At 49.4% G+C, this 24,905-nt stretch carries 29 protein-coding genes, 1 rRNA gene and 1 riboswitch; of the genes, 2 read left to right on the forward strand and 28 right to left on the reverse strand.

Annotated features, from left to right (window positions below):
• Positions 1-86 precede the first annotated feature (86 nt).
• The 15 genes from fin to KQJ23_RS20615 form a co-directional block, all read right to left on the reverse strand.
• Positions 87-317: an anti-sigma-F factor Fin gene (gene fin / locus KQJ23_RS20545; protein ID WP_044482603.1), complete on the reverse strand. Its 231-nt coding sequence runs from the start codon at positions 315-317 to the stop codon at positions 87-89.
• A 189-nt stretch (positions 318-506) separates the two neighbouring features.
• On the reverse strand, positions 507-1,067 hold the full coding sequence (pth, locus tag KQJ23_RS20550; protein ID WP_216480797.1) for an aminoacyl-tRNA hydrolase: 561 nt from the start codon (positions 1,065-1,067) through the stop codon (positions 507-509).
• 98 nt (positions 1,068-1,165) lie between these two features.
• Positions 1,166-2,119 (reverse strand): ribose-phosphate diphosphokinase, encoded by a 954-nt coding sequence (locus tag KQJ23_RS20555; RefSeq protein ID WP_216480798.1) that lies wholly within the window; start codon positions 2,117-2,119, stop codon positions 1,166-1,168.
• Between the two features lie 79 nt (positions 2,120-2,198).
• The gene (glmU, locus tag KQJ23_RS20560; RefSeq protein ID WP_216480799.1) at positions 2,199-3,605 is read right to left on the reverse strand and encodes a bifunctional UDP-N-acetylglucosamine diphosphorylase/glucosamine-1-phosphate N-acetyltransferase GlmU; all 1,407 of its coding nucleotides are present in this window, start codon (positions 3,603-3,605) and stop codon (positions 2,199-2,201) included.
• 124 nt (positions 3,606-3,729) lie between these two features.
• Positions 3,730-4,017 carry a septation regulator SpoVG gene (gene spoVG / locus KQJ23_RS20565; protein ID WP_044482607.1) on the reverse strand — a complete coding sequence of 96 codons (288 nt, stop codon included), beginning with the start codon at positions 4,015-4,017 and terminating at the stop codon, positions 3,730-3,732.
• Between the two features lie 187 nt (positions 4,018-4,204).
• Positions 4,205-5,029: a pur operon repressor gene (gene purR, locus KQJ23_RS20570; protein ID WP_216480800.1), complete on the reverse strand. Its 825-nt coding sequence runs from the start codon at positions 5,027-5,029 to the stop codon at positions 4,205-4,207.
• A 90-nt stretch (positions 5,030-5,119) separates the two neighbouring features.
• Positions 5,120-5,974: a 4-(cytidine 5'-diphospho)-2-C-methyl-D-erythritol kinase gene (gene ispE / locus KQJ23_RS20575; RefSeq protein ID WP_216480801.1), complete on the reverse strand. Its 855-nt coding sequence runs from the start codon at positions 5,972-5,974 to the stop codon at positions 5,120-5,122.
• A gap of 179 nt (positions 5,975-6,153) precedes the next feature.
• Positions 6,154-6,333 carry an alpha/beta-type small acid-soluble spore protein gene (locus KQJ23_RS20580; protein WP_044482609.1) on the reverse strand — a complete coding sequence of 60 codons (180 nt, stop codon included), beginning with the start codon at positions 6,331-6,333 and terminating at the stop codon, positions 6,154-6,156.
• Between the two features lie 198 nt (positions 6,334-6,531).
• Positions 6,532-6,807, reverse strand: coding sequence for a biofilm formation stimulator Veg (gene veg / locus KQJ23_RS20585; RefSeq protein ID WP_044482610.1), 276 nt, complete (start codon positions 6,805-6,807; stop codon positions 6,532-6,534).
• Positions 6,808-6,952: 145 nt separating this feature from the next.
• Positions 6,953-7,834, reverse strand: coding sequence for a sporulation peptidase YabG (yabG, locus tag KQJ23_RS20590; RefSeq protein ID WP_216480820.1), 882 nt, complete (start codon positions 7,832-7,834; stop codon positions 6,953-6,955).
• Between the two features lie 65 nt (positions 7,835-7,899).
• Positions 7,900-8,787, reverse strand: coding sequence for a 16S rRNA (adenine(1518)-N(6)/adenine(1519)-N(6))-dimethyltransferase RsmA (gene rsmA, locus KQJ23_RS20595; protein ID WP_346779436.1), 888 nt, complete (start codon positions 8,785-8,787; stop codon positions 7,900-7,902).
• Positions 8,784-9,356 carry a ribonuclease M5 gene (gene rnmV, locus KQJ23_RS20600; protein WP_216480803.1) on the reverse strand — a complete coding sequence of 191 codons (573 nt, stop codon included), beginning with the start codon at positions 9,354-9,356 and terminating at the stop codon, positions 8,784-8,786. Before rnmV ends, rsmA begins: the two co-directional genes overlap by 4 nt.
• A 138-nt stretch (positions 9,357-9,494) precedes the next feature.
• The gene (locus KQJ23_RS20605; RefSeq protein WP_216480804.1) at positions 9,495-10,631 is read right to left on the reverse strand and encodes a resuscitation-promoting factor; all 1,137 of its coding nucleotides are present in this window, start codon (positions 10,629-10,631) and stop codon (positions 9,495-9,497) included.
• 263 nt (positions 10,632-10,894) lie between these two features.
• A riboswitch (cyclic di-AMP (ydaO/yuaA leader) is annotated at positions 10,895-11,126 on the reverse strand.
• Positions 11,127-11,344: 218 nt separating this feature from the next.
• Positions 11,345-12,115, reverse strand: coding sequence for a TatD family hydrolase (locus KQJ23_RS20610; RefSeq protein WP_216480805.1), 771 nt, complete (start codon positions 12,113-12,115; stop codon positions 11,345-11,347).
• A 111-nt stretch (positions 12,116-12,226) separates the two neighbouring features.
• Positions 12,227-13,513 (reverse strand): HD domain-containing protein, encoded by a 1,287-nt coding sequence (locus KQJ23_RS20615; RefSeq protein WP_216480806.1) that lies wholly within the window; start codon positions 13,511-13,513, stop codon positions 12,227-12,229.
• 311 nt (positions 13,514-13,824) lie between these two features.
• Between KQJ23_RS20615 and KQJ23_RS20620 the strand changes: the two genes are divergently transcribed.
• Positions 13,825-14,079 carry an AbrB/MazE/SpoVT family DNA-binding domain-containing protein gene (locus KQJ23_RS20620; RefSeq protein WP_044482617.1) on the forward strand — a complete coding sequence of 85 codons (255 nt, stop codon included), beginning with the start codon at positions 13,825-13,827 and terminating at the stop codon, positions 14,077-14,079.
• Positions 14,080-14,207: 128 nt separating this feature from the next.
• Here KQJ23_RS20620 and rsmI read toward each other — a convergent pair whose 3' ends face one another.
• The 10 genes from rsmI to KQJ23_RS20670 form a co-directional block, all read right to left on the reverse strand.
• Positions 14,208-15,110: a 16S rRNA (cytidine(1402)-2'-O)-methyltransferase gene (rsmI, locus tag KQJ23_RS20625; protein WP_216480807.1), complete on the reverse strand. Its 903-nt coding sequence runs from the start codon at positions 15,108-15,110 to the stop codon at positions 14,208-14,210.
• Positions 15,082-15,864 (reverse strand): tRNA1(Val) (adenine(37)-N6)-methyltransferase, encoded by a 783-nt coding sequence (locus tag KQJ23_RS20630; protein ID WP_216480808.1) that lies wholly within the window; start codon positions 15,862-15,864, stop codon positions 15,082-15,084. The genes rsmI and KQJ23_RS20630 overlap by 29 nt, the downstream gene beginning before the upstream one ends.
• Before the next feature lie 85 nt (positions 15,865-15,949).
• Entirely contained in the window at positions 15,950-16,321 is a 372-nt protein-coding gene (gene yabA, locus KQJ23_RS20635) for a DNA replication initiation control protein YabA (protein WP_216480809.1), read from the reverse strand.
• Positions 16,322-16,367: 46 nt separating this feature from the next.
• The gene (locus KQJ23_RS20640) at positions 16,368-17,168 is read right to left on the reverse strand and encodes a PSP1 domain-containing protein (protein WP_216480810.1); all 801 of its coding nucleotides are present in this window, start codon (positions 17,166-17,168) and stop codon (positions 16,368-16,370) included.
• 141 nt (positions 17,169-17,309) lie between these two features.
• Entirely contained in the window at positions 17,310-18,284 is a 975-nt protein-coding gene (holB, locus tag KQJ23_RS20645; RefSeq protein WP_044482622.1) for a DNA polymerase III subunit delta', read from the reverse strand.
• A gap of 17 nt (positions 18,285-18,301) precedes the next feature.
• Complete coding sequence (locus KQJ23_RS20650) at positions 18,302-18,745, reverse strand: YaaR family protein (protein WP_044482623.1); 444 nt, start codon at positions 18,743-18,745, stop codon at positions 18,302-18,304.
• A gap of 90 nt (positions 18,746-18,835) precedes the next feature.
• Positions 18,836-19,165 (reverse strand): cyclic-di-AMP receptor, encoded by a 330-nt coding sequence (locus tag KQJ23_RS20655; protein WP_212943251.1) that lies wholly within the window; start codon positions 19,163-19,165, stop codon positions 18,836-18,838.
• Between the two features lie 56 nt (positions 19,166-19,221).
• Positions 19,222-19,899, reverse strand: a complete 678-nt coding sequence (gene tmk / locus KQJ23_RS20660) for a dTMP kinase (RefSeq protein ID WP_216480811.1) — start codon at positions 19,897-19,899, stop codon at positions 19,222-19,224.
• Positions 19,886-21,481: an aminotransferase class I/II-fold pyridoxal phosphate-dependent enzyme gene (locus KQJ23_RS20665; protein ID WP_216480812.1), complete on the reverse strand. Its 1,596-nt coding sequence runs from the start codon at positions 21,479-21,481 to the stop codon at positions 19,886-19,888. The genes tmk and KQJ23_RS20665 overlap by 14 nt, the downstream gene beginning before the upstream one ends.
• Before the next feature lie 164 nt (positions 21,482-21,645).
• Positions 21,646-21,831, reverse strand: coding sequence for a sigma factor G inhibitor Gin (locus KQJ23_RS20670; protein ID WP_044482627.1), 186 nt, complete (start codon positions 21,829-21,831; stop codon positions 21,646-21,648).
• Between the two features lie 223 nt (positions 21,832-22,054).
• On the opposite strand from KQJ23_RS20670, the gene KQJ23_RS20675 reads away from it, so the two are divergent.
• Positions 22,055-22,579 carry a hypothetical protein gene (locus KQJ23_RS20675; protein ID WP_216480813.1) on the forward strand — a complete coding sequence of 175 codons (525 nt, stop codon included), beginning with the start codon at positions 22,055-22,057 and terminating at the stop codon, positions 22,577-22,579.
• Between the two features lie 77 nt (positions 22,580-22,656).
• On the opposite strand, the gene KQJ23_RS20680 is transcribed toward KQJ23_RS20675, so the two are convergent.
• The 3 genes from KQJ23_RS20680 to rrf all read right to left on the reverse strand — a co-directional run bounded on the left by KQJ23_RS20680 (position 22,657) and on the right by rrf (position 24,774).
• Positions 22,657-23,085 carry a hypothetical protein gene (locus KQJ23_RS20680; protein WP_216480814.1) on the reverse strand — a complete coding sequence of 143 codons (429 nt, stop codon included), beginning with the start codon at positions 23,083-23,085 and terminating at the stop codon, positions 22,657-22,659.
• A 170-nt stretch (positions 23,086-23,255) separates the two neighbouring features.
• Positions 23,256-24,422 carry a PdaC/SigV domain-containing protein gene (locus KQJ23_RS20685; protein ID WP_216480815.1) on the reverse strand — a complete coding sequence of 389 codons (1,167 nt, stop codon included), beginning with the start codon at positions 24,420-24,422 and terminating at the stop codon, positions 23,256-23,258.
• A 235-nt stretch (positions 24,423-24,657) separates the two neighbouring features.
• Positions 24,658-24,774 (reverse strand): 5S ribosomal RNA (gene rrf / locus KQJ23_RS20690).
• Positions 24,775-24,905 lie beyond the last annotated feature (131 nt).

A 24,905-nucleotide genomic window follows, 5' to 3' on the forward strand; every position in this document is an offset into this window, starting at 1 on the left:
TTCAACAATCCATGTCATTACAGCGAGTACAGCGAAGCAAAAAGGAGCCTCAGCAACCGTGCCAAGGCTCTGTATCTGTTATCCATTTACTGCAGAAGATTCGAGAGGAGCGTCAATTCCGGGTTGTTGTCCAGCGCTTCTTTGCAATAATCGCATGTAATCCGGACTGTTGTATCTCCGTTCGAATTATACGCTATTATATCTCTGCGCTCATCGGGGGTCAAGAATTGGAACCCCAGCTGGGACTCAGATACCTGGTCTGAATCTATTCTACCAATAAATGTACGGCAATGCCTGCAAACATAGTTTATAGCCATATCTATATGCCTCCCGAAGGTCGATTATACCCTTCAGTATGCCCAGTTAACCTTGTATCAAGTCTCGTTCAGTAAAAAGTTGAGCTCAGTGGTTCAGATTATGTCCACTTTCTTGAGTCCCACGCTCACAATTTTAATGCTTTTTGTCACTAAAATCGCCACATGGACTAATGCCTTTTGTTACTTGTCCTAACCGTTGAACTTGGCCATGGTCTGTTCAAACGTATGGTCCAGACTGTACTCCAGCGCATCACACGCCGCTTCAATGGACTGGGTCAGCAGCGGCACTTCCTTCTTGCTGAAGCCTGACAAGACATAGTCTACCACCGCGAACCCCGGTTCTGGACGGGAAATCCCCATACGGATCCGGTTAAAGCTCTGGGTTCCGGTATGCTGGATGATGGACTTGATGCCGTTGTGTCCCCCCGCACTTCCCTGATAGCGAAGCCGGTTGCGCCCTACCTCCGTATCCAGATCATCGTAGACGACGATCATGTCTTCCAGCGGCACTTTATAATAATCCATAAAAGCACGAACGGCTTCACCGGACAGGTTCATATAGGTCATTGGCTTGATCAGCGCCACCTTGCCTCCCGGCAGCATGCCTTCGCCGATCAATGCCTTGCATTTGCTCTGCTTGATGGCGATGCTATGGCGTCTGGCCAATTCATCAAGCGCCATAAAGCCGACATTGTGCCTTGTCTTCTCATACTTGGTCCCGGGATTGCCAAGACCTACGATCCATTTCATTGCAGTACCTCCACGTCTTGTATCATCATACGCCGACAGGGGTTGCGCCCTTTGCACGAGGGCGCAACCCCTGATGTAATCTCAATAACTTGATGTGCTTATTCGATCTCGAACAGCTTGCTGATGGACAGCTCCTCATGGACGCGAATGATCGCTTCACCCATAAGCGGAGCAACGGATAAAATCTTCAGCTTGCTGGTCGGATTCGGATGGATAATCGGAATGGTATCCGTTACGATAACTTCCTTCAGCGGCGAATTCTCAAGACGCTCCATCGCCGGTCCCGACAGCACCGGATGCGTACAACAAGCGTATACCTCTTCCACGCCGCCTTCCTTCAAGGCATTGGCGCCAAGAATAATAGTGCCTGCCGTATCGATGATATCATCGATAAGAATCGCCGTCTTGCCCTCGATATTACCAATAATGTTCATCACTTCGCTCACATTCGGCTCCGGACGGCGCTTATCGATAATAGCCAGAGGTGCGTTCAGGAAGTCTGCCAGCTTACGCGCACGAACAACACCGCCATGGTCCGGGGATACAACCACCGGATTCTGGATGTGCTTGGAACGGAAATATTGAGCCAGAATCGGAACGCCGAGCATATGGTCGACCGGAATATCGAAGAAGCCCTGAATCTGCATAGCGTGCAGATCCATCGTAATCACACGGTGGGCTCCCGCCTTCTCGATCAAATTCGCTACTAGCTTGGCCGTAATCGGATCACGCGAACGAGCTTTGCGGTCCTGACGGGCATAACCATAGTACGGAATAACAACGTTGATGCTCTTGGCCGAAGCCCGTTTCAGAGCATCTACCATGACAAGCAGCTCCATCAAATTATCGTTGACCGGTGCACAGGTCGATTGAACGATATACACATGGCAACCACGGACACTCTCAGACAGCTTGACCTGAATCTCGCCATCGCTGAAGCTTGTCGTCTCCGAATCTCCCATCGGAATGCCGATGTAATCTGCAATTTGATGGGCCAGCTTGGGATTAGAGTTACAAGTGAATATCTTCAGTTTAGAATCACAATAAGTCATAAATTTAATTACCCTCCGTGCTAGTAGATAGTTAGTTATCCCGTCAAAAATTAAAAACCTGCTCTGAATACACCATCCGTTAGTCTTGCTGCTTCTTGGCTTGTGCCTTCGCCTTGGCGCGGGCACGTATCTTATCGGCATAGCCCGGCTTGTTCTCCTGCCGGATCCGGGCAATAGCCAGATCATTATCTCCAACCGAGTGGGTAATTGTCGAGCCTGCCACTACAAAGGCTCCGTCACCGATTTTGACCGGAGCAATCAAATTGACATTGCTGCCAATGAACGCATTGTCACCAATTTCGGTTACTGATTTATTATACCCATCGTAATTGACCGTTATCGCACCACAGCCGATATTTACGTTCTTGCCGACCTTGGCATCGCCGATATAACTAAGATGGGATACCTTGGCTCCGTCATCCAGCGTGGCGTTCTTGATCTCTACGAAATCTCCTACTTTCACATGCTCGCCAAGCTTGGTGCCTGGACGCAAATAAGCGAACGGTCCGACCGTCGTTTCTTTACCGACTTCCGCCTGCGTAAGGACCGACCGTGTTACCTTCGCGCCATCATGAATCACACTGTTTTCAATTTCCGCAGCGGGACCGATAATGCAATCTTCACCGATTACAGTCTGTCCCTTCAGGGTCGTGCCCGGATAAATGACCGTATCTGCCCCGATGACCACATCCGCTCCGATATAGGTAGAGGATGGATCAATTAACGTAACTCCGCCGAGCATATGCTTCCGGTTGATCCGTTCACGCATCAGACCCTCCGCTTCAGCTAATGCCAGCCGATCATTGACACCGATCGACTCCGAATGATCCGAGGTTTGGTAGCCTTCCACACTCTCTCCGGCTTGAACCAGAATTCCGATAACATCCGTTAAGTAGTATTCCTGCTGAGCATTGCTGTTTGTTACCTGCTCCAGCGCCGCAAATAACTTCGCATTATCAAAGCAATAAGTACCCGTGTTGATCTCCTGTACCGCATCCTCATCGGGGGTACAGTCCTTCTGCTCGACAATCCGCAGAACAGAGCCGCCGACTGTGTCCCGAATAATCCGTCCATAGCCCTGCGGCCGATCCATTGACGCCGTCAGAATCGTCGCCGCAGCCCCTTGGCGGGTATGCAGCTCGATCATAGCCTGCAGCGTATCCTCTTTCACAAGCGGAGTATCGCCGCAAATCACAATGGTCGTTCCCTCTTCCTGGCTGAGCAAGGCGCCGGCTTGCTTCACGGCATGTCCGGTTCCCAGCTGCTGCTCTTGCAACACGTATTCGGCACTCGTTCCCAGATAAGACTTGACCGCATCGGCGCCGTGGCCTACAACCACGATTCTGCGCTCACATTCGATTTTCTTCACCGTATCAAGCACATGCCCGACCATCGGTTTGCCGCTTACGGGATGCAAAACTTTGTAGAGCTTCGACTTCATTCGCTTCCCTTGACCTGCGGCAAGAATAATCGCAAATCTTTTCAAGGCCCTGGCCTCCTTCTCTTGAACTCATTACTGAATATATCTCATTTAGGGCAAAAAGAAAAGAGAGCCATGATCACATGGCTCCCTTTTCTCGAACCCCAATTAAAGAATCAAAACTAATGACTTAAGCTCCCTCTTCAATAGCAACCTCTTCTTGTTCGGCAGCTCGCTCGTACTCAGCCAGGACTGCAGCTTGGATCTTCTCCCGTGTTCCTGAAGAGATCGGATGCGCAATGTCCCGGAATTCCCCGTCTGGAGTACGCTTGCTTGGCATAGCCACGAACATCCCATTGTTGCCATCAATCACACGAATGTCATGAACAACAAACTCGTTATCGATGGTAATGGATGCGATCGCTTTCATTCTGCCTTCAGAGCTGACTCGGCGGAGTCTTACATCCGTAATTTGCATATGTGTTCACCACCTTTTTCCATCAGAGACTTGGTGTAATATTCCACATAGCAAACGGAAATCCTTTTTTTTTTGCGAACAAAATAGCCTGATTTCAAGGTTTTTTTTGAAAAAAAGAGCTTTTCGACATGTTTCGTCTTAAATTCCAGTCGTTTTACAGGGAATCGACATTGAATGCCCTATTTTTCTAGGAAAAATAATTCCCCGGAGCAACCGAAATTTCCTTTTCCTTCGCATCCACTGCGGTCAGGGTAGCCAACGAGATATAATCCTGCAGCAACCGCTGTCCGGATTCCACTTCTCCAGACTCTACCAGAACGCCGACTCCGGCAACTGTGGCATTGAACTCCGCTAACAAATCTACCATCCCCTGGATGGTGCCCCCCGCCTTCATGAAGTCGTCAACGATTAGCACCTTTGACTTCTCCTTCAGAGCTCTCCGGGACAAAGTCATCGTATGCAGACTCTTATGAGAACCGGACACATAGTTAATGCTTACGGCTGAGCCTTCCGTCACCTGATGATCACGGCGCACCAGTACGACCGGCAGGTTCAGTTCCGCCCCCGTAGCATAAGCCAGCGGAATACCCTTCGTCTCCACGGTCATGACACAATCAATGTCTTTGCCTGCAAATGCGGTAGCAAATAATTTGCCCGCCTCCTGCATAAAGCCCGGCAAGCCAAGCAAATCAGACATATACAAATAGCCGCCAGGCAGAATCCGCTCCGGCTCTGACAACTTCTCACACAGACGACTCACAAAATCAAGCGCCTGCTCCCTGCCCATCTTCGGGATATATCTTACGCCTCCCGCAGCCCCGGCCAGCGTCTGCAGCTCACCGGTGCCTTCCTCTTCGAATACTTCTTTTATGATCCCGAGATCCTCGCTGATTGAAGACTTAGCCGCGCCATAGCGCTGGGCAAAAGTGGTTAGCGGGATGAGTTGATGCGGTCTTGCCAATAAATACTGGGTCATTTCCACCAACCGGGCGCTTCTCTTAAATTTTTTCACGAAGAATCCCTCGCTAAATCCGAATATTATATTGTAAATATAACATTTTTGTACGTTTTTTATCAAGTTTTTTCCTGTCGTTTCCAAACTTTATGTTAAAAGGCGAACCGCGTACACCTCTTTGCAGAAGCCGCGAAGGCCGTTATAGATTCTCGGAACCTTCGATTCCTTTGATACCAGCCCGAATACGGTCGGGCCGCTTCCGGACATCAGAACGCCATCGGCTCCTAGCCGGATCATCGTGTTCTTTAAATGAGCCACATCCGGGTACAGCTCCAGTGTCACGTCCTCCAGCACATTTCCAAGCTCTCTGCACACTCCATCAAAAGAACCCTGCTCAATCGCCGCTCTCATCCGTGCGGCCGAAGGATGCGAGACAAGCTCATCGGCTCTTAGCCGTCCATACACATCCGCCGTCGATACATTGATCGGCAACTTCGCCAGGATGACCCAGCATTGTGGAGGCGGGCTCAAGGGAGTCAGCTTCTCTCCCCTGCCGGTAGCAAGGGCAGTTCCTCCGGTTATGCAGAAGGGCACATCCGAGCCAAGCTCTGCACCAAGCTTCTTCAGCTCTTCCTGCGAGATCCCGAGGTTCCATAACCGGTTCAGTCCGCGAAGAGCTGCGGCAGCATCACTGCTTCCGCCAGCCAAGCCTGCGGCAACAGGGATTTTCTTATCCAAATGAATATGAACCCCGCTTCTGACATCATAACGATCCTTAAGTAATCTGGCTGCCTGAAAAGCCAGGTTCTTCTCATCCAATGGGATATAGCCAGCCTGGCTAGAGATAATGATCGTATCTCCGGGGAGAGCACTCATTTCCAGACGATCGGACAAGTCTACCATGGACATGATCATCTCAACCTCATGATAGCCGTCCGGGCGTTTATGTAGAACATCCAGCATTAAATTGATTTTAGCTGGCGCCTTTTCGTATATTTTCATTCCGCCCGCCCCTTCCTTCACCGTGTCAGACTTAGCTTATTATAAAAAAAAGTACGCGCTAAGTCTATGCACAGAAGACATTCTCTTTCTCTCAGCCAAAATGCCAGAATGCAGAAGTAGTGAATAGCAGACAGAACGAGGGCGGGCTCCTTCATCAGGAAGCCCGCGGATTGCCATATCTATTGCTGCTTGGATGCGGCACGCTCCGCCAGCTCTATAGCCCGCTTGACCATATTGCCGGCATCCTTCGCCCGTATCCCGCCCCAGCCTTCCTGCTGGACCGTATCGTAGAACCCAAGATCCTTCGCCAACTCTACCTTCAGAGCCTCAGACATGGTACTGCGTCTTCTGCGCGACATGTACACTCCTCCTTGGATATAGGAATCAGGGAACACATCTGTAGTGTGCTCTCATCGCCCGGATTCATGCCAAGTGAAATCTTCCATGCGTCTGGATCGAAATAGACAATGATGTCCGCGATAAATGAACACCGTGAAAATAAAAAACCGGCTCAAGTGAAATTTTCACTGAGCCGGTTTTGTCATCCCACAAGATGTTTAAGGTTTCGAATACGATAGCCTCATCCCATTGTCACTGTCACCGATCATGACTTCAACGGATTCGGTAAGGATATCGGCGTAACTATAGGATACACGCTTGGTTGATTGCTGCTCTTCATCCAGCTTAACGATGAAGACCGAAGGATAGGTCTCCTCCAACACTCCGGTGCGTTCTACGGTCTTACGGCGACCACCGTTTGCACGCAGCATAATCTTCTGTCCCACGTGAGCGTCAAGACTATGTTTTATTTCTGACAGCGCATTTTTAGCCATTGCCTGTGACCACCTTCCTTCTTTGTCCATTATACAAGAAAGGTGGGGGTTTTGTCAAATCAAAATAAATAATTATATCAGCATGAAAAAACGGTTGTCAACGGTTTTTTTTCAGCATTCGGGGTTAAGCTATAAATTTGTGAAATTACATCGACGGAATGACCTTCAGCGCCGACAAATCCTTCAATTTTGGCAAGCCGATCCGATAGCAGCCTCGAGTCTCGATCCCTCCGACTCCTTGCGTTCCGCTAACCGTATGATTCAAGACATCCGTGATATGAATCGTATCCCGAATTGAGGTTAGAGACGCCTTGGCAGCGATGTAGACTGGATCCAGCGCATGAATCAGCACGCGGGAGGGAGAGGACGCAAAATTGGCTCCGGCTTGGAGCAGCGCCTCAAAATGCGACTGGCAGGCTCCTGCGACGATGGTTAAGGCATCGAAGTTCCGTTCGTATTGTCTGGCTGTCTGAATGGCCTCCACAAAGTGCTTGGAATTCTTATAGCTGGATAAGCTATATAAATCCGTCGTGGGCCGATTCTTTAACACTCCATCATGACCGGTCAGCACCACAATATCCGGCTGGATGCTGGGCAGCAGGCGGTACAAGGCATTGGCCATGCCGGATTCGTTGATATAATATCCGTGGGCCGGTACACGGAGTTTCTCATACAGGCTCATGCTTTTTTTCAAATAGCGCTCATCACCGTCCAGATGCAGAACCGTACCCGGAACCTCGAAGTAAGAGGGCTCTCCGCTCACGTACCATTCCCGGCTCACTTCGGATTGATTCCGCTCGGCTAACTGCTTCCGGTTCTGATGCAGCCTCTCCAGGGATTCCGTCGCCTTGATCCTGGCTTTCTCTTCCCCCGCTGCAGCTTGATTTACTCTGGTCAAATCGCTCAGCGGCGCATCCGCCAAGAGCCGAAATTCTGTCCCTTTGATAATGGCCTGCTCCCGCACGATCTTCTCTATCCGGAAAGTGATATCTCCACCATAGGATTTGCGGACGACCAAGTCTCCCATACTCGTCAAATCAATCACCTCTTTCCCATCGTATGGGCAAATGAGGTGATTGGTTACATGAATGATTAGACGGTTAGTCCTGCAGCATACAGGACGTCACTGAGCACGGCGAACTCCTGCAAACTGAGCGTCTCTGCGCGTCGGGAAGGCTCGACCCCGGCTTCAGCCAATAGGGCCTCAAGACGCTCCCGCCCTTCGCCTGAGAAGAAGCGGCTCTTCAGATTGTTCGCAATCGTCTTTCTCCGCTGCGTGAAAGAAGCCCGTACCACCTCAAAAAAGAAGGATTCATCCTTCACTTGCACCGGAGCCGTCTTACGCACCTTCAGGCGGATTACAGCCGATTCAACATTCGGTTGCGGAATAAACACACTAGGCGGTACCGTACAGACCAGCTGCGGCTCGCTATAATACTGTACGGCAATGCTCAGGCTGCCGTAATCCTTGCCGCCAGGCGATGCGGCCATGCGCTCGGCAACTTCCTTTTGGATCATAACTACGATATTCTCCAGGGGCAGTCCCGCTTCAAGCAAATTCATCATGATCGGTGTAGTCACATAATACGGGAGGTTCGCCACAACGCTGACCGACTGGCAATCACCGAATTGCTCCGCGAACAGCTGCGGTAAATCCAGCTTAAGCACATCGCCATGGACCACCGTGACATGCTCATAAGGCTCCATAACCTCTTTCAGTATCGGCAGCAGACGCTGGTCGATCTCCACAGCAGTTACCTTGCCTGCGGCCTGGGCAAGCTTCTCCGTCAAAGCCCCAATCCCCGGACCGATCTCCAACGCACCCTTGGTCTCATCCAAACCGGCAGCACCCACAATTTTGGCGAGAATATTCTGATCAATCAGGAAGTTCTGACCCAAGCTCTTCTTGAATTGAAATCCATGCCGCTGGATGATCTCCTTCGTCCGTCGCGGCGTTGATACGTCCTCTCTATTCGTCACAGGCGGTCTCCCCATTCCTTCTCCAAATTGTTCAAGGCGTCGGCAAATTCCTCCCGGCTAATTCGAAATACGGAGAGCCGCTTAAAGAGCTGCTTTCCGTTGCAATAGCCGATTCCCAGCATCTCACCGATATAGCGGCGGCGGGCTGCCGCCTCGGGGTGTACGATCAGCCCCGCTTCTATCAGATCGCTCCAGGTAATCTGGAATTCCTTATCCGCGGCCTCCGCTCCGGGAGCCATCTCCGTCCGGACATGGGCCAAGGCATGACGAATGGCCTCCGGAGAGGCATTCTCCACGCCGATATCGCCCCGCTTCGTCGCATCCACCTCTGTCAGGAAGGCATGCTTGCATCCTGGTACCCGGCGGGCGACGATTTTGCGTATACGCTCCCCCGCATGGTCCGGATCGGTAAAAATAATAACCCCTCGTCTCTCCATCGCCAGGGCTATTTTCCTCAATGTCATCTCGTTGATCGCCGATCCACCGGTCTCAATCGTATCCGCCTCAACAGCTCGCTTGATGGCAACCGTATCGTCTCTCCCCTCGACGACAATGACCTCCTTGATCATCCTGATCCATTTCCTTTCCGTCAAATCATCTAAAGTCTTTACAACAAAAAGAAGAGGAATTCTCCTCTTCTTATCCGTGTCTTATTCACTCACCCTAATAGTATCCCATTCCCCATGCAAAGTAAACGAGGGATCGCTCTAGTTCAGCTCCGGCTTCGTCGGGCCGATGACATAGACGGTACGACCCTTTTTGCGGCCAAAGCTCTGTGCCGCTTTCAGAGAATCATAGTATACATCCATTTTGTTTCCCTTAATGGCACCGCCGGTATCCTCCGCCTTGCGGAATCCAATACCTTCGATGTATACCCACCAGCCAAGCGGAACGACCGATTTATCCACCGCGATCGTTCTGCCTTCGGTAACCCGCGTACCGGAGGCTGTGCGCGTTCCGATTCCGTCTTCTTCCGAGGAATATGCGGTCAGAGTTACGTTCTTAAGCACTTTTTTATATTCAAAAGAGACGCCGCCCTTGGTTGTTACTCCGCTGATGTTCACCGAATTATCTGTACGGGTAATCGTCGCGGCTGCAACAACTGCGGGCTTCTTCGTACCAACAGCAATGACCTTCGGAGTAGATTCTTTTTCCACTACTTTCCCCAGCCAGGTTTTGGACACGAGAACTCCGTCTTCAAAGACTTTTTCGTAATTATGAACAATCACGCCTTCACTGCCTTCAGAGGTCACTTTGGTGTTGCCCTTTAGCAACGTATCGTCCGAAGTCTTTACGACGGTGAAAGGAATGACGTCCTTTGTCTGTACGGTATGTTTTGTTACGCGTACAATTTGAATTTCTTGGTTGGCTTCAACCTTGCTGTCCAGAGCCGGGGTCACCTTATCGTCATTATCGACGTTAATGCCAAGCTCAGCAATTGCCTTTTGAACACTTTTTTGTGTAGTAAAGTGCAGCTTCGTAGCTCCATCAACATTCACCTTGACAGGAACGGCTCGTACGATCACGATCTTGTCTCCGTCTTCGATGGGGCTATTCAAGGCCACCGAGATCGAATCCTCGGGATTCAATGCGATGGACTGCTCCTCCAGTACCTGATTGACCAGCGAATGACGGGTTTCAATGCTTTGACTTTGCCCATCAACAACCAAGTGAACCTGCTTGCTATTTTGAGTGAAATACCAGATTAGGGTAACGATGATGAGTGCGACAGCTACTGCCCCAACGACAGCCACTTGACGTAAGTGTTCTTGTTGCCACCGCAATGCGTAAGACATGCTGGATGAGCGCGATTCATGGGACTCCTCATTCCGGAACAAACCCATTTCTTCCGTCCTCCTTACATAGTCCCGCCGTTAGATCGATTCATACTGCATTTGACGTGACTACTAATCATTTTTACGGACTGCTTGATTTGAAGCTGCAATCCGCATCCTGTCCCAGTCTTCTCGGACATAGTCACCTCCTGTATATCACAGTATGATGACCCTATTACAATTATTCAAAACAAAAAAGAAGCCTAAAGGAGAGAGTAAGAGGCTCTCTTTCGTGGCTTCCGAGTTGTCTTGGTGTAATAGGATGCACGAGTTTGCCCTCTCAACGTACGCTTACGGGGTTAGCTGTCGGGTTAGGACGCGAGAGTGCCGCCCCTTCTCAGTTCATTCGCTCATGGCGCAATGACCTCGAATTCACCCCATAGACCCGAGTAAAGAAATCAATTACAGATCATTCCGGCACACTTTCTGTCATCCGTGTTGGTAGCCGGTATGGCGTATTTGGTTCCCCCGCTCTCCATTTCGGAGATTCAGCGAGACTGGTTCATGGAACGCTGTAATCCGGACCCTATCCATCTACACATGGAGGGTGCCAAATCGATTACTGAAAAGATTCTAACTTGTTTCGATGCAGATTGTAAAGGACGGATCAAGAACGTTTATTTTAAAATATGGTTAAAAAAATGTAATAATCTCCTGTCAGATGATTAAAATGCATTCATCTTTCCGTTTACCTCTGTTTTTCATTGCTTTTCCTCCCGTTTTCACCGTATTCCAAATCGTTCCAGTGCATTTCGGGTCGTAATTCCCGCAATTTCTTCCAGTTCCTTCCCTAGAAGCTCGGCTGCTGCTTCGGCTACCAGACGCACATATCCGGACTCATTTCTTTTCCCTCTAAATGGATGAGGTGTTAAATAAGGGGAATCCGTCTCGATAAGTAAACGATCTAATGGCGTCTTCATCAGGACCTCTTTTGGCTGCTTTGCATTTTTGAAGGTAATCGGCCCCCCAAACGACAAATGAAAGTTCATATCCAGACACATTTTGGCAATTTCCCAGCTTCCTGAAAAGGAGTGCATCACACCGCCAATCTCGCTTGCCTTCTCTTCCCGAAGAATTCGAACCACATCCTCATGCGCATCCCGATTATGGATCGAAATGGGCATGCCCAATTGCCTGGCCAGGCGGATCTGCTTACGGAATACTTCGTGCTGTACCTCCTTCGGCGAGGTATCCCAATAGTAATCCAGACCGATCTCGCCGATCGCAACGACCTTCTCATGCTTACACAGCTCGGCAATCCAATCCAGGTCTTCCTCCTTCATGGTGATGGCATCCTGCGGGTGCCAGCCCACGGCCGCATAGATGAACTCATATTCTTCCGCAAATTTCATCGTGGTGGGGATCGTTTCCCGGTTAAATCCAATATTGATCATCCGTGTAACACCCTGTTCTCGAGCGCGTTCGATGGTTTCTGCACGGTCTTCGTCAAAATTCTTCGAGTCCATATGGGTATGGGTGTCAAATAGCTCCATTGCTGTTAACCTCCTAAGAAAGTGAAAAGTTGAAATTTAGACGCGACAATAAGGTAAAAGTGAGAAATAAAACTGTGGAAGCCATAGCGTGCAAATCCTAAATTCTATTTATCAATTCTGTATAAATATTGATGCTATAGATTCCGGAAGCCGATTCAATACAGCCTTTACCTTCTCGTAAGGAAAGTACAAATGGTATTTTCCCCGGTGCAAGCCGCTGATCGAACGAACGATATCCGATACTTCAGATATTTCTACAAGCCGTTCATGCTTGTCCAGGAGCAGGATTTGCTTCTCCGTGGACTCATTGTCAGGACGAAACACATCATAAGGCAGATCGGTCGGGAAATCAATTTCCAGATCGTAATCTGGATGGAGTCCTGCTGCTTCAAATGCATGCCGAATATCGTCAATAGTCTCCATATCCAGAGATTCAACTTCTACATATTTATACAGTTTTCTATCCAAGAAACAGCTGCATAGTTGACCAAGCAATTCATCTGACTCCAGACGCCACTGCATAAAGGCAGTTTGTACCAGTGCTTCGTCCAGCAGCAGATATTCCTGAACCGTTAATTCCCGTTGGAACAAGCCCGGGAGCGGATCAGGCAAAAATCGGAACGAATGCCCGGCATCGAATAATTCCTTAGCTCTTCTGAAAATTTGCCGCAAAATAATCTCCGAGCTTCGGGTCACCGGATGGAAATAAACCTGCCAGTACATCTGATATCTGGACATGAGATAGTCTTCCACGGCATGCATCCCTGATTCCTTCACGACAATTCGCCCCTGATAAGGACGCAGCATTCGAAGAATCCGGTCCATATCGATGGTTCCGTACTCGACACCTGTAAAATAAGCATCTCTCAGCAAATAGTCCATGCGATCGGCATCTAACGGACTCGACACCAAGTTGACTACGATCGCTTTTTCGTAGGTTTTCCGAATGACAGAAGCCACCTTCTCAGGGAAATCCTCGCCTAGTCGGCGCAGTACAGCTGCAACCTCCGTATCGCCAAGCACAATCTTGCACGTCCAATCCTCATGGTTCATCTGAAAGGCATGTTCTATAGAATGAGAGAACGGTCCGTGCCCCAAATCATGAAGCAGGGCCGCACATAGGGCCACCATCCGTTCCTCCTCCGGCCAATCCGGATATTCGGCACGTTCAAATTGGGAGATGATTCTCCGCGTAATCTCATAGACGCCCAGCGAATGGGAGAACCGGCTATGCTCCGCGCCATGAAAAGTCAAATAAGAGGTGCCCAGCTGACGGATCCGTCTAAGCCTCTGAAATTCATGCGTATTAATGAGTGACCAGATAATTTCATCCTGCACATGAATATAATTATGTACTGGGTCCTTGAAAACTTTCTCTTCCTTCAATTGCTTTTCCATATCAACCTCTCCTTTACAAAAAAATTCTTCAGATCTACAGGATAATGGCTTAAAAAGGTAATTGGTGTCGTGTGATGTCGAATTATGTCGTTGTATATTCTTCCAAAATGTCGAATAAGATCGTATCGTTTTTTTATAGTAAAATCGGGTTAACAGCGCTAAGCTACAAAAAATATTTAGAAATAATGATGAACTCTGCCATAAATAGGTTGACTGATTTGGCAATGGTTGGTATCATAAATATCATAAAACATAGAAGTTTGTCGAATCATGACACTTTTATACTATAGCGAGAGGGGCCTTCATAGGTTATGATGAAATCAACGGGTATTGTAAGAAAAGTAGACGAACTGGGACGGGTAGTTATTCCAATCGAGCTGCGCCGCACACTCGGTATTGGCGAGAAAGATGCGCTTGAGATTTATGTGGACGGCGAACGGATCATGTTGAAAAAATATGAGCCTGCTTGCATTTTCTGTGGTAATGCTGAAAACGTAACTTACTTCAAAGGCAAAATTGTTTGCCACGAATGCATTACTCAGCTTCCTACCCCTGTGACAAATTAAGATTTATAGTATATAATAGGTTTATAAAAATTTGTTAATTCTAACCTTTTTCATATCTCCTTGGCGCCTTCCAGGCTTGAACCCAGCCTGTGAAGGCCCCTTTTTTGTCTAATTTGGCAATTTTACCGCTATTCCTCTTCTTTACCGCCCTCCAGCAAATGCTTGTAGATATCTCTTTTGGATATTCCCCGATCTCCCGCTGCTTTTTTCATGGCCTCTTTTCGAGAAAACTGCTCCTCAGCCTCATAATAAGCCACATGCTCTTCTACCGATAATACTTGCCACCAGGCATCCTGACGCTCCTTCACTTTACTCTGCTCTTCACCGGATACAACGATGCAGTATTCGCCCAGCGGCGGGTGCTCCTCCAACCAGGTCAGGCATTCGCTGATTGTCCCCCGAACCATTTCTTCATGCCGTTTTGTCAATTCCCGGGCTAATACAATTTGCCGACTCCCCCATGCTTGCTGCATAGCCGTCAAGGTCTTTATAACACGGTGGGGAGATTCATAGAATAGTAAGGTGCTCTGTTCATCCTGCAGTAATTCCAGCAAGCTATTACGCTCTTTAGATTCACGGGGCAAAAACCCGAGAAATTGAAAGCGTTCCGTAGGCAGACCTGAGACAATCAGTGCCGAAAGGGCCGCGTTTGCTCCAGGGATGGGAATCACAGGAATCCCCTGTTCCACAGCCAGTCGAACCAGGTCGCTGCCCGGGTCTGAAATCGCCGGTAATCCGGCATCGCTGACCAACGCTAAATTTTTTCCTTCTATTATATAGCGAATTAATTCGGGTCCGCTGGCAGCCTTGTTATGCTCATGATAACTGAACAATTTGGAGGGAGAAATCTCGAAGTGCGTTAGCAACTTCCGCGTCTGTCTCGTGTCCTCAGCAGCAATAATATCTGCCTCGCTAAGCGTGCGCACCGCCCGGTAAGTCATATCCTCCAAGTTGCCGATCGGGGTTCCGACGAGATAGAGACTTCCCGTCTTAGGGTTTGATTCAAAGCTCTTCTGAATTTGAATGGTCATGCTCTTCCCTCTCTGATCCATAATAAATCTGCATAATCTCCGGACTGTATTGTCCATCTTCATTATAAACAATTAATGGGGGCAGGATGCGGACATCCGGCTTTCCATCCCGTAGGGCTTCAATCAATACCATATTGGCTTCTGCATCCGCCCTCGGGTGGACAAACCGGATTAATTTAGGCTCCAGACGGTATTGCCGAAATACAGATATAATCTCACCCAACCGCTGGGGTCTGTGCACCATCGACACCTTTGCGCCTGGCCTTGCAAGCCGCATTGCGGCTCTGGCTACATCCTCAAGATTACAGTGGATCTCATGTCTGGCCATAGCCTGATGGGGATTTAGCTTCGATTCTCCGGAATATACGGGCATATAAGGAGGATTAACCGTAATTGCATCATAACTCCCATGCCCCGCCTCTTTATATAACTCCCGCAGGTCTCCTTCCCGGATAGCGATTTGTGCTGTCAACCCATTCATCTCCACACTTCTTCTCGCCATATCCGCAAGCCGGGGCTGAATTTCAATCCCTTCGATGCTTGCCTTGGTTCTGGTGGATAGCAGCAGCGGTACAACCCCGTTCCCTGTACAGAGATCGAGGATCTTCCCTTTACTTGGAATAGAAGCAAATCTGGCCAGAAGCACCGCATCCATCGAGAAGCTGAACACCTCTTCACTTTGTATAATACCGAGCCGCTGGGTCAGCAGGTCATCAACCCGCTCATAATCATAGATCGTTACTTGATTCTTCAACTTGAAAGCTCTCCTCTATCGCTACCGTTCTCCGGCATATGTCTGCAAAAAATCTAAAAAAAACCGTAGGGACCCCTACGGTTCGTTATTTATTCAAAAATGACAAGCAGAACAGGCAATCGCCCTCAGTGCGTAAATGACCATAATATACGTTGCATATATGGAAACCTTCATGATAGAGACGCGCCAGATTGTCATAGCCCTCTCCAACGACATCTATTGCTTCTTTGCCTCCAGCAGAGGGGGCAACGGATCGAGATGAAGATGTGGAAGCAGGGGCGGACTCTTTGGCCTCTCCCTTCATGATCTTACGCATCTTCTCATTCTCCAGACGAAGCTGCTGGTTCTCTTCTACCAGCCTCTTGACTTCCAGCATCAGTGCGCCTAAATCGCCGTGAAATTTTCCCACTTGTGTCTCCAGCGCCTGCACATGTTTGAATATATCCTTATTCTCCAAGTTCCCACCCCAGAGTCATTCTCTAAAGTCTTTCTTGAATTAGATTCTATTTCACAACTACATCATCTAACGGAAGCTCCTTGACCTTACCTACGTCAAACAGCTGCACATGAACCGTGCGTGCTCCCGCGTTAAGACCAACCACTTTGCCTTCACCTAAAGAGCTAATAACAATCTTGCCTACAGATGGAAGCTCTTCCTTCACGCTCTCATAGTTGTCATGCTCGAACTTCAGACAGCACATCAGCCGCCCGCACAGCCCGGAAATCTTGGTCGGGTTCAGTGACAGGCTCTGGTCCTTAGCCATTTTGATTGATACCGGTTCAAAATCGCCAAGCCAGGAAGAACAACAGAGCACGCGTCCGCAAGGACCGATTCCTCCGAGCATCTTGGCTTCATCTCTGACTCCAATCTGACGGAGTTCAATCCGTGTACGGAAAATGCTTGCCAGATCCTTGACCAGTTCACGAAAATCAACTCGTCCTTCAGCCGTGAAGTAGAATATGATCTTGTTACGGTCAAACGTGAATTCTACATCCACCAGCTTCATCTTCAGATCATGGTCTTTAATTTTATTTAAACATGTGGCAAATGCATTTTTTGCCGCAAGCCTGTTATCCTCCACAACACGTGCATCGGAATCGTCGGCAATCCGGATAACCTTCTTCAGCGGAAGGACGACATCCTGCTCGCCCACGTTCTTCTTCCCGACGACTACCTTCCCGTACTCGATCCCCCGCGCCGTCTCAACGATGACGCTCTGGTCCTTCTCCACAGGGAGCTCGAGAGGATCGAAGTAATATATTTTGCCCGCTTTTTTAAAGCGGACGCCTATTACAGTGTACAAAAACTAACCCCCTTGTATCCTGAAAACACACTTTATAAAAACCTGGCGGACGTTCCAAAACCCCACGTTTTTCACGGGAGAAAGTTTAAAACCGCTGACCCGCAACCATAAATGAAGCCGGGCAGCAAGATAGGCAGTTCCTTAGGCGCCAATCGCGATCAAGAACTGCTCAAGACAGAGCTGGCCGTTCATATTCTGACGAAGCTTCTTCTTGCTCTCCGCCGCAAGTGCCATCCCCTGAATCCAGTAGTCCGCACTGCGCGTGGAAGCCTGCTTCATAATAAAATCCAGCTCATCTATGAAAACAATATGGTCATGTCTATGATAGAGTGCATGGAGCATGTCCTTGAACCATACATGAAAAAGATCTAGCAGCATGTCCAGGTGTTCACCAAGACCTGCCTTGAATATAGATTGCTGCGCTGATACAAGTGGAGAACCGCCACGGCCTGCGGTTTCCTTCCCTAATTGTAACACTACGTTTCTAATTTCTGCAAACCAATTCTGTTGCAACAAATCCCGGCATGCCGCCAGTCCTGACGCGACTTGAACCGCGCATCGGGCCAAAGCACCGGGATAACCCTCGCTTACCAATATTTGCAGCATCCGTTCAGGCTCTAAAGGCAGGAATGGCACCCATTGAGCTCTTGATTGAATGGTCGGCAGAAGAGCCCGTCCATTGTCCGTTAATAAAATAGCCACCGCAGGTGACGGAGGCTCCTCCAGAAACTTCAGCAGGCTGTTCGCTGCCTGCACCGTCATTTTCTCCGCTTGGTCGATGATATAAGCTTTCGGATTGCCTTGCTCTGACCGATAGGAGAAAATCCGCTGCAAATCGCGAATCTGATCTATTTTAATGGTCGAGCCGTCGGGATAGACCTGATGGAGATCGGGATGATTACCGTGAAGCACCTTGCGGCATTCCAGACATTCGCCGCACGCCTCTTCCTCTCCTTCCGTACAGTACAACGCCTGTATGAAGGCCATCGCCATTTCCTTCTGTCCGCTCCCCGGCGGCCCGTTAAATATATATGCGTGAGATATTTTATGCTGCCGAAGACCGTTCTGCAGCATTTGCTTAGCAGTCTCTTGTCCGATGATTTCCTTGAAAGACATAATCGTATTTTACCTTCCTAGTAACAAATATTGATCAGCATCCCACGGATTTCACCGATTTTTTGAAGAAGCTCAATCTTCCCTTGCTCAGTCTCCAGTAATTCATCCGCCATTGCGAGCAGAGCAGCATCGACTTCATCCAGCAGCTTATATCGCTTGCCCCGGCCTCTGCGATCCCAGCCCCGGGATTCTTTGATGCCCACCCCGCGCCGGACCGTATCCTCCAGAAATCGCTTGACCATTGTCCGGTAAGCCTTAAGCTCCCTAACTGTCATGGAACGTGCAAGCCGGTCTCCCTGAAGCTGGATCTCCTTGAATTTGCGTGCAAGCTCTTCCTTCGATGACTGCTCCCCATGCTGCTGCATCACATCAGAGAAGCTCTTCGCCTGAATTGGCCTTGCTGCGTTATCACTACCACTAAGGCTGCTCTTTAGCGGCCTGTAACCCGGATCAATTTTCATGTGCTCTTTCACCGCCTGTCTGCAAATTATCTAATAGCTTTAAGGCTTCTATTAAAATGCGTGTTCAAAAGATGGCTCTTTGAACATCCTTTAAAAATGTTCAAAACGGTCAACCGGCATTACAAACACGGTTGCTCCTCCAACTTGTACCTCTACCGGAAGCGGCAAATAGGAATCTGTTGTTCCACTCATCGGGGTTACCGGAGTTACCAGCTGTTCGCGAACTTTACAGCTGTTGCGAATGACGTTCATGACGCCTTCCACCTGATGGTCCTCTACACCGATCATGAATGTGGTATTCCCAGCCCGAAGGAATCCCCCGGTACTGGCCAGCTTGGTGGCACGATAATTTTCCTTCACCAATGCGCCGGACAGACGGTTGCTGTCCTTATCCTGAACGATAGCGATGATCAGTTTCATTTGCATTCCCTCCTCGGTTTGATAACAATAATTAACCACTTTTACTTATTTGACAATCATACCCCAAAATCCTCTAATGCCGCATCCAGTCTGGCATTTAATGTCGCAGCTACCTCCTCGAAAGGGCCGGATGCGTCAATCTCGTGAATTCGGCTCGGGAACATACCGGATACAATCCGATAGCCTTCCCTAACTTTATGATGGAACGAAAGACCCTCCAGGTCAAGCCTGTTTACTTCCCGCCCCTGTCCTGCCGCGATACGAGCAAGCCCTTGCTCAGGCTCAATATCGAGATAAAAGGTCAGATCCGGAAATCTGCCGGCGGTTGCGAACATATTGATAGAGAGCACTTCCTCAATTCCTAATCCGCGGGCATAGCCCTGATATGCGAGGCTGCTGTCGACGAAGCGATCGCACAATACTGTAATCCCCTGCGCGAGCATCGGCTCCACCTTTTCTGCCAGGTGCTGCCTCCGGGCCGCCGCATAGAGCAGGGCTTCGGTTCTGGCATCCATCTCCGTATGGCTGGGATTCAGGATGATCTCGCGTATGCTCTCGGCAATTCGGATTCCCCCGGGCTCTCTGGTCGTCAGATACTGGATTCCGCGAGCCTCAAGTGTACGAGCCGCTTCGTCCATCAACGACGATTTACCCGCTCCCTCGCCCCCCTCTAGCGTAATGAAGAGTCCTCTGCGGCGGTTTGCTCCTTCTTGTACCTGTTCATGAACGTTCAACGAGGAATTCCCTACTTTCTTCTATATCCTTAATGACTTGAATGGTAGATAGTGTGACATCTTTGACGCCTTGGCATTTTGCTTGAGAATCCCTAAGCCGATGAAGCTGCAGGCTCAGTTGCTCGCTGATCCGCTCACCGGCATACAGAATCGGAATTCCTGGTGGATAAGGCACGACCATCTCAGCAGCCAGCCTTCCCGCACAGTCAGACAAGGGAACGGATTCTATATTCCCGGCTGCAATCGGACGAAGGCTAAAGCGGACCGGGGAAGATACCGGTTCAAGCTCTGCCCCAGACTTATTTCCTTTATCGGCTCGTTCCAGGGATGGCTGAACCTCTTTGTTCGCGATGTTCCACGTGGAAACATCATCTTTCGACATCTCCTCCAAGGCCTTCAGCAACCGATCGGCATCCTGGAGACGCGATCCTGGGCCAAGCGCCAGCACGACAAAGCACTCATCGCTCATCTCCGGCACGCAGCCAGCTGCTTCCAGCAGGGTCTGGAGCTGGTACCCGCTCCAGATCCCTGCGGCATCGTAGATCACCACCTTGAAGGGATCTTGTATAGCATATGCGGCATCGGCTCCGCTTGCGCCCGGTTCAGGTGCAAGCAGCCCAAAACGGGTCAGCTCCCGGATGCCGCAACGCAGCTTGTCCGCAGTTGCTAGCGCGGACTCGAAGTATGCTGTGCCGCTGGAGGCAAGCTGATAGCGGCACAGGTCGAGCGAGGCCATAATCGGATACGATGGACTCGAGCTCTGCACCATCGCCAGCCGCTGCCTCAGCAGCGTGCGGTCGAGCAGGCCGCCCTGCACATGCAGCATGGCGCCCATGGTCAGGGCGCCGAGCATCTTGTGCGTGGACTGCACGACCGCGCTGGCGCCCTGTGCCAGGGCACTCGCCGGCAGCGCCGGGTGCTGCCCGTAGTGGGCGCCGTGCGCCTCGTCCACGAGCAGCGGTACGCCGCTCGCCGCGCAGAGCTTCGCCAGCGGCGCCAGGCTGGCTCCCATCCCGTAATAGTTCGGATGCGTCACGAGCAGCCCCTTGGCACCGGGATACCGGGCCAGGGCTTCACGCACCGTCGCCTCTGACGGGATGGTCGCCAGGCCGCTCGCGGGGTCCAGCCGCGGCGCGAGGAACACGGCTCGTGCTCCAGCCAGCATCAAACCGTGAATCACGGATTTGTGCACATTGCGCTGCACGAGCAGCACATCGCCTGGAGCGCTGCACGCGCTCAGGATCATCGCCAGGTTGCCGGCCGTGCTGCCGCCAACCAGAAAAAACGTCTCCTCGGCGCCGAACACCGCCGCGGCCAAGCATTGCGCCTCCAGGATGGCGCCCTCCGGATGATGCAGATCATCCGTGCCGGTAATCTCCGTCACGTCCAGCTCCATCATCCCGGCCAGCTGATGGCCGGCAGCGCTTGCATAGCTGCCCTCAATCTGCCGCGCAGCCTCCCCATCCTTATGCCCAGGTACATGAAAGGAAGCATCCTTGCGCTCCCTGTATGCAAGAAGCGCTTCATAAAGCGGAGCCCGGCTCTGTTGTTGTCCGCCTGATCTATCATTTTGCTGATTCAATCTATATCCTGATCCTTCCGGCTTGTCTATCGTAACGCCTTCGCTTCATTGTAACGCCTATGTACGCTTACGGGCAATACAAAAGGACCTTATCGCTAAAATCAGGTCCTCTCATGTTCCTTCATATCTTTTTTTTGTTGCCTTATATGGATTACGGCCCCACATTACGCATTTTCCCCGATCCAGATCCTTTTCATGCGATGGACGAAAAAATGATATTTATCCTCTTGGACATCCGTATGAACCATTTCCGCCTCACAAGCATCACAGATAAATTCAGATACAATATGAATGCCTTCCGACTTTGGCTCCCCACAAATAATGCATGTGTTTGGCGTAAGCTCATCCATGTTCCATCCCACCTTATTTGTTTTACTACCAGTATGGCACATATTCTATCAATTTAAACCTTTTCATAGCTCATTCCTGATATATGTATATGCGCCCCTTGGCTGATGGGTGTTTGTACAGAAGCATCTCAAAAAATCTTACTTTTATCCGATATATTATTCAGAGTGTACCATTTTCAAATAAATGCAACATCACTTGTTTCAGGGGAGGATTCTATCGCTGATGCCTGCAGATAACGGAAATAACGCAACTTTTTATCATTATCGACTATTAAAAAGACTCACTGTGCCTCGCCCGCTAATCAGCAGCTTTTTAACGCTTCCCTTCATTTGGCTGGCGGCAACGATGGTGTTTTTCTCCTGGACCAGTCTGTTCTACTTCCTCTTGGCGATCCCGATCGTTCTCTGGATTCACTTTGTCATTGCCCGTTCCGTACTTATTATAGTCAGCCAATCCTACCGTAAACGGTGGCGGTTCAGCTGGAGACTTCCTTGGCTGGGGTATTTGCCAGATCAATTCGTGACCTACAGCACCTTTCGCCTGTCTCACTTACATATTACCTGGATCGGCATCTGCCTTTTTGCTGCCCTGATTCCCTGGTCCCCTCCTGCCTTCATCATTTCCTTAGTCCTATGGCATCTGTGGCTCCTGTCGCCGAAGCTGTACATCCTGATCGGGATGCGAAAGCAGCCTAAAGGCGGCATGATCAAGATTACTCCGCAAGATACTTCCTACTATATGCCTTAATTGCACTGCCTGGATAAAAAGAGCCTGTCTCCGCACATGTGCGGAATCAGGCTCTTTCCTTGTTCATATATCCGTGCCTACTGATTACTTTCCAGTCCTTTTATAATCGTCTTTTCTTGCATTTTAGGAACGAGTACGGTAAAGGAATTCTTATGCATGGTCAATTGAACGACCAATTTATCTTTTGTAAATACACGTGTTGTTCCGGTACTTTCCTGAGTATTCTCCTTCCATCCCCATTCCGTAATTGCCTTCACATAGGGTTCAGGTACAGGATCATCCTCACGGAGCCCAGACATGGAATAATGTACATAGTCTACCTTCGTATTGTTCGTTGCCGTCTCGGTCCGCTTGGCTTCCTTAGGCACCGGAAAGCTCTTCTCAACTGCTGAACCGACAAATGTTGTCCAGGAAGGCTCAGAATCTGTGCAGCCTGTTATGATTAGTAGCGTCATCAGGACTCCACTCATGAAGCACAAGGAATACCTGATTCCTCTCAGCCGCATGCTGATCTCCTCCTTACCCAATCTATATTCCGAGAGCTTATAGCTGCATGTGATGTTGTAGCTGATATAGAACACGGATAGGCCCTTTTGCCTAATGACAAGTCGCCAGTCTTCATTATAACGTTAGTCCCTATACCAATCGGTAACAAAAAGGTTACATTCTCCCTTCCTTATGGAAGCAGATTCTGATAACGACTATTCTTCTTCAACAGCTCCTCATAGGATATCGAATACTCCGGAATACCGGCCGCATAAGGGGTATATTCATAGACCTGGAAGAAGAGCGTCACTTTATCGGCCTGCAAGTAATAGTCGGTAAAATCGCTGCCAATCCCATTGAATCCTCCAAAATAACCAGGATGGGACTCAAAGCCCTCCTTGATCTCTCCGTTAATGACCTTCATATAGTCAGAATTGTCTCCGAATAGCTCCTTGAGCGTAAGCAGGCTGCCATCCTTCAAGTTGAAGGTGTAGCCCTGCCGTACTGTCATCCCATGGGCACCACCGGTATATTCATATTTATCGATGAAAAGACTGAGCAGTCCCTTCTGATTATAAGAAACTACATAGGAAGAATTAAATTCGTATGGGGCCAGGTTAGACTCTCCTTCACGATTTTTCAATGCTTCAGCTATATACTCTTGAAATTCGGAGTTATTCTTTTCGAGGACACGGTTGATCGCCTTTTCCGCTGCAGTATTACCAGGTATAGCAACAGATGGAACATTTAATGTAACCACGGCATCGGCATTATCCTCTCGATGACTAACCGTCTTAATCTCCAGATTATTCAGTTGAGACTTGACGATATCCAGTTGCTTCAGCTTGCCGTCCCACACCCCCTCATAGCCCAAATAATCCTTGAGCCATTGGAATGGAACGTAGATTCTTCCCTTTACCAGCTTGGCACTAGGAGTCCCCAGGTAGTGGCCATTGAGGTAAGAAGTGACACCGCCTTCATACAAGGTTACCTTCAGCTTCTGATAATCTTGGGTAATGGTGTATGTGTGACTGGCCGATTCATAGGTTAACGACAAATTAAGCTCATCACGTAAAAACGTTAACGGAACCCAGGTTTTATTGTCAAATAACATTCCCTGCTGGGTTGCCTTCTTCCCATTTGCCTTCAATTCAACCAGATTGCTCGTGACTGCCATTGATTTCGATTGGGCTGCTATCATTTGATCGGTTGACTGACCGGAGGCCTGTGCCGCTACCAGATTATCTCCTGCTTGCATTTCGCTCAGCAGCAAGGATCCTGCCGCTACACCCATTAGCAGCAGCATTTTACTATTTAAAGTTGTTCTAACGGTTCTCCGCTTATGTTTGCTGTTCATCGGGTTCTCCTCCATGTAGTTAAATATTCTATTACTATTGTATCCTTTTTAAGATGGGATATAGTGACAATCCAATTTACAGTTTCTTTTCTATTGGTCAGCTTTTACCGAGCATTTCTTACTACTTCTTAACCTTCTAATGGCCTGCCCACTCGAAATTCTAGATTTTTGCTTGAGAACAGTCTAAGAATCGCTAAAAAAGCACCACCGAGTTATCGGCAGTGCTCTTTGTGTTGCTTGGCGGCGTCCTACTCTCCCAGGACCCTTCGGTCCAAGTACCATCGGCGCTGGAGGGCTTAACGGTCGTGTTCGGGATGGGTACGCGTGGAACCCCTCCGCCATCGCCACCAAACGGCTTCAGATGCTTAATCACCTGAAAACTGGATACGAAACGTAGATCTGAATTAGATATTTGGATAAGCCCTCGACCGATTAGTACCTGTCAGCTCCATACATTGCTGCACTTCCACCTCAGGCCTATCA

This window comes from Paenibacillus brevis (assembly GCF_018919145.1).
GTDB classification, from domain to species: Bacteria; Bacillota; Bacilli; order Paenibacillales; family Paenibacillaceae; genus Fontibacillus; species Fontibacillus brevis.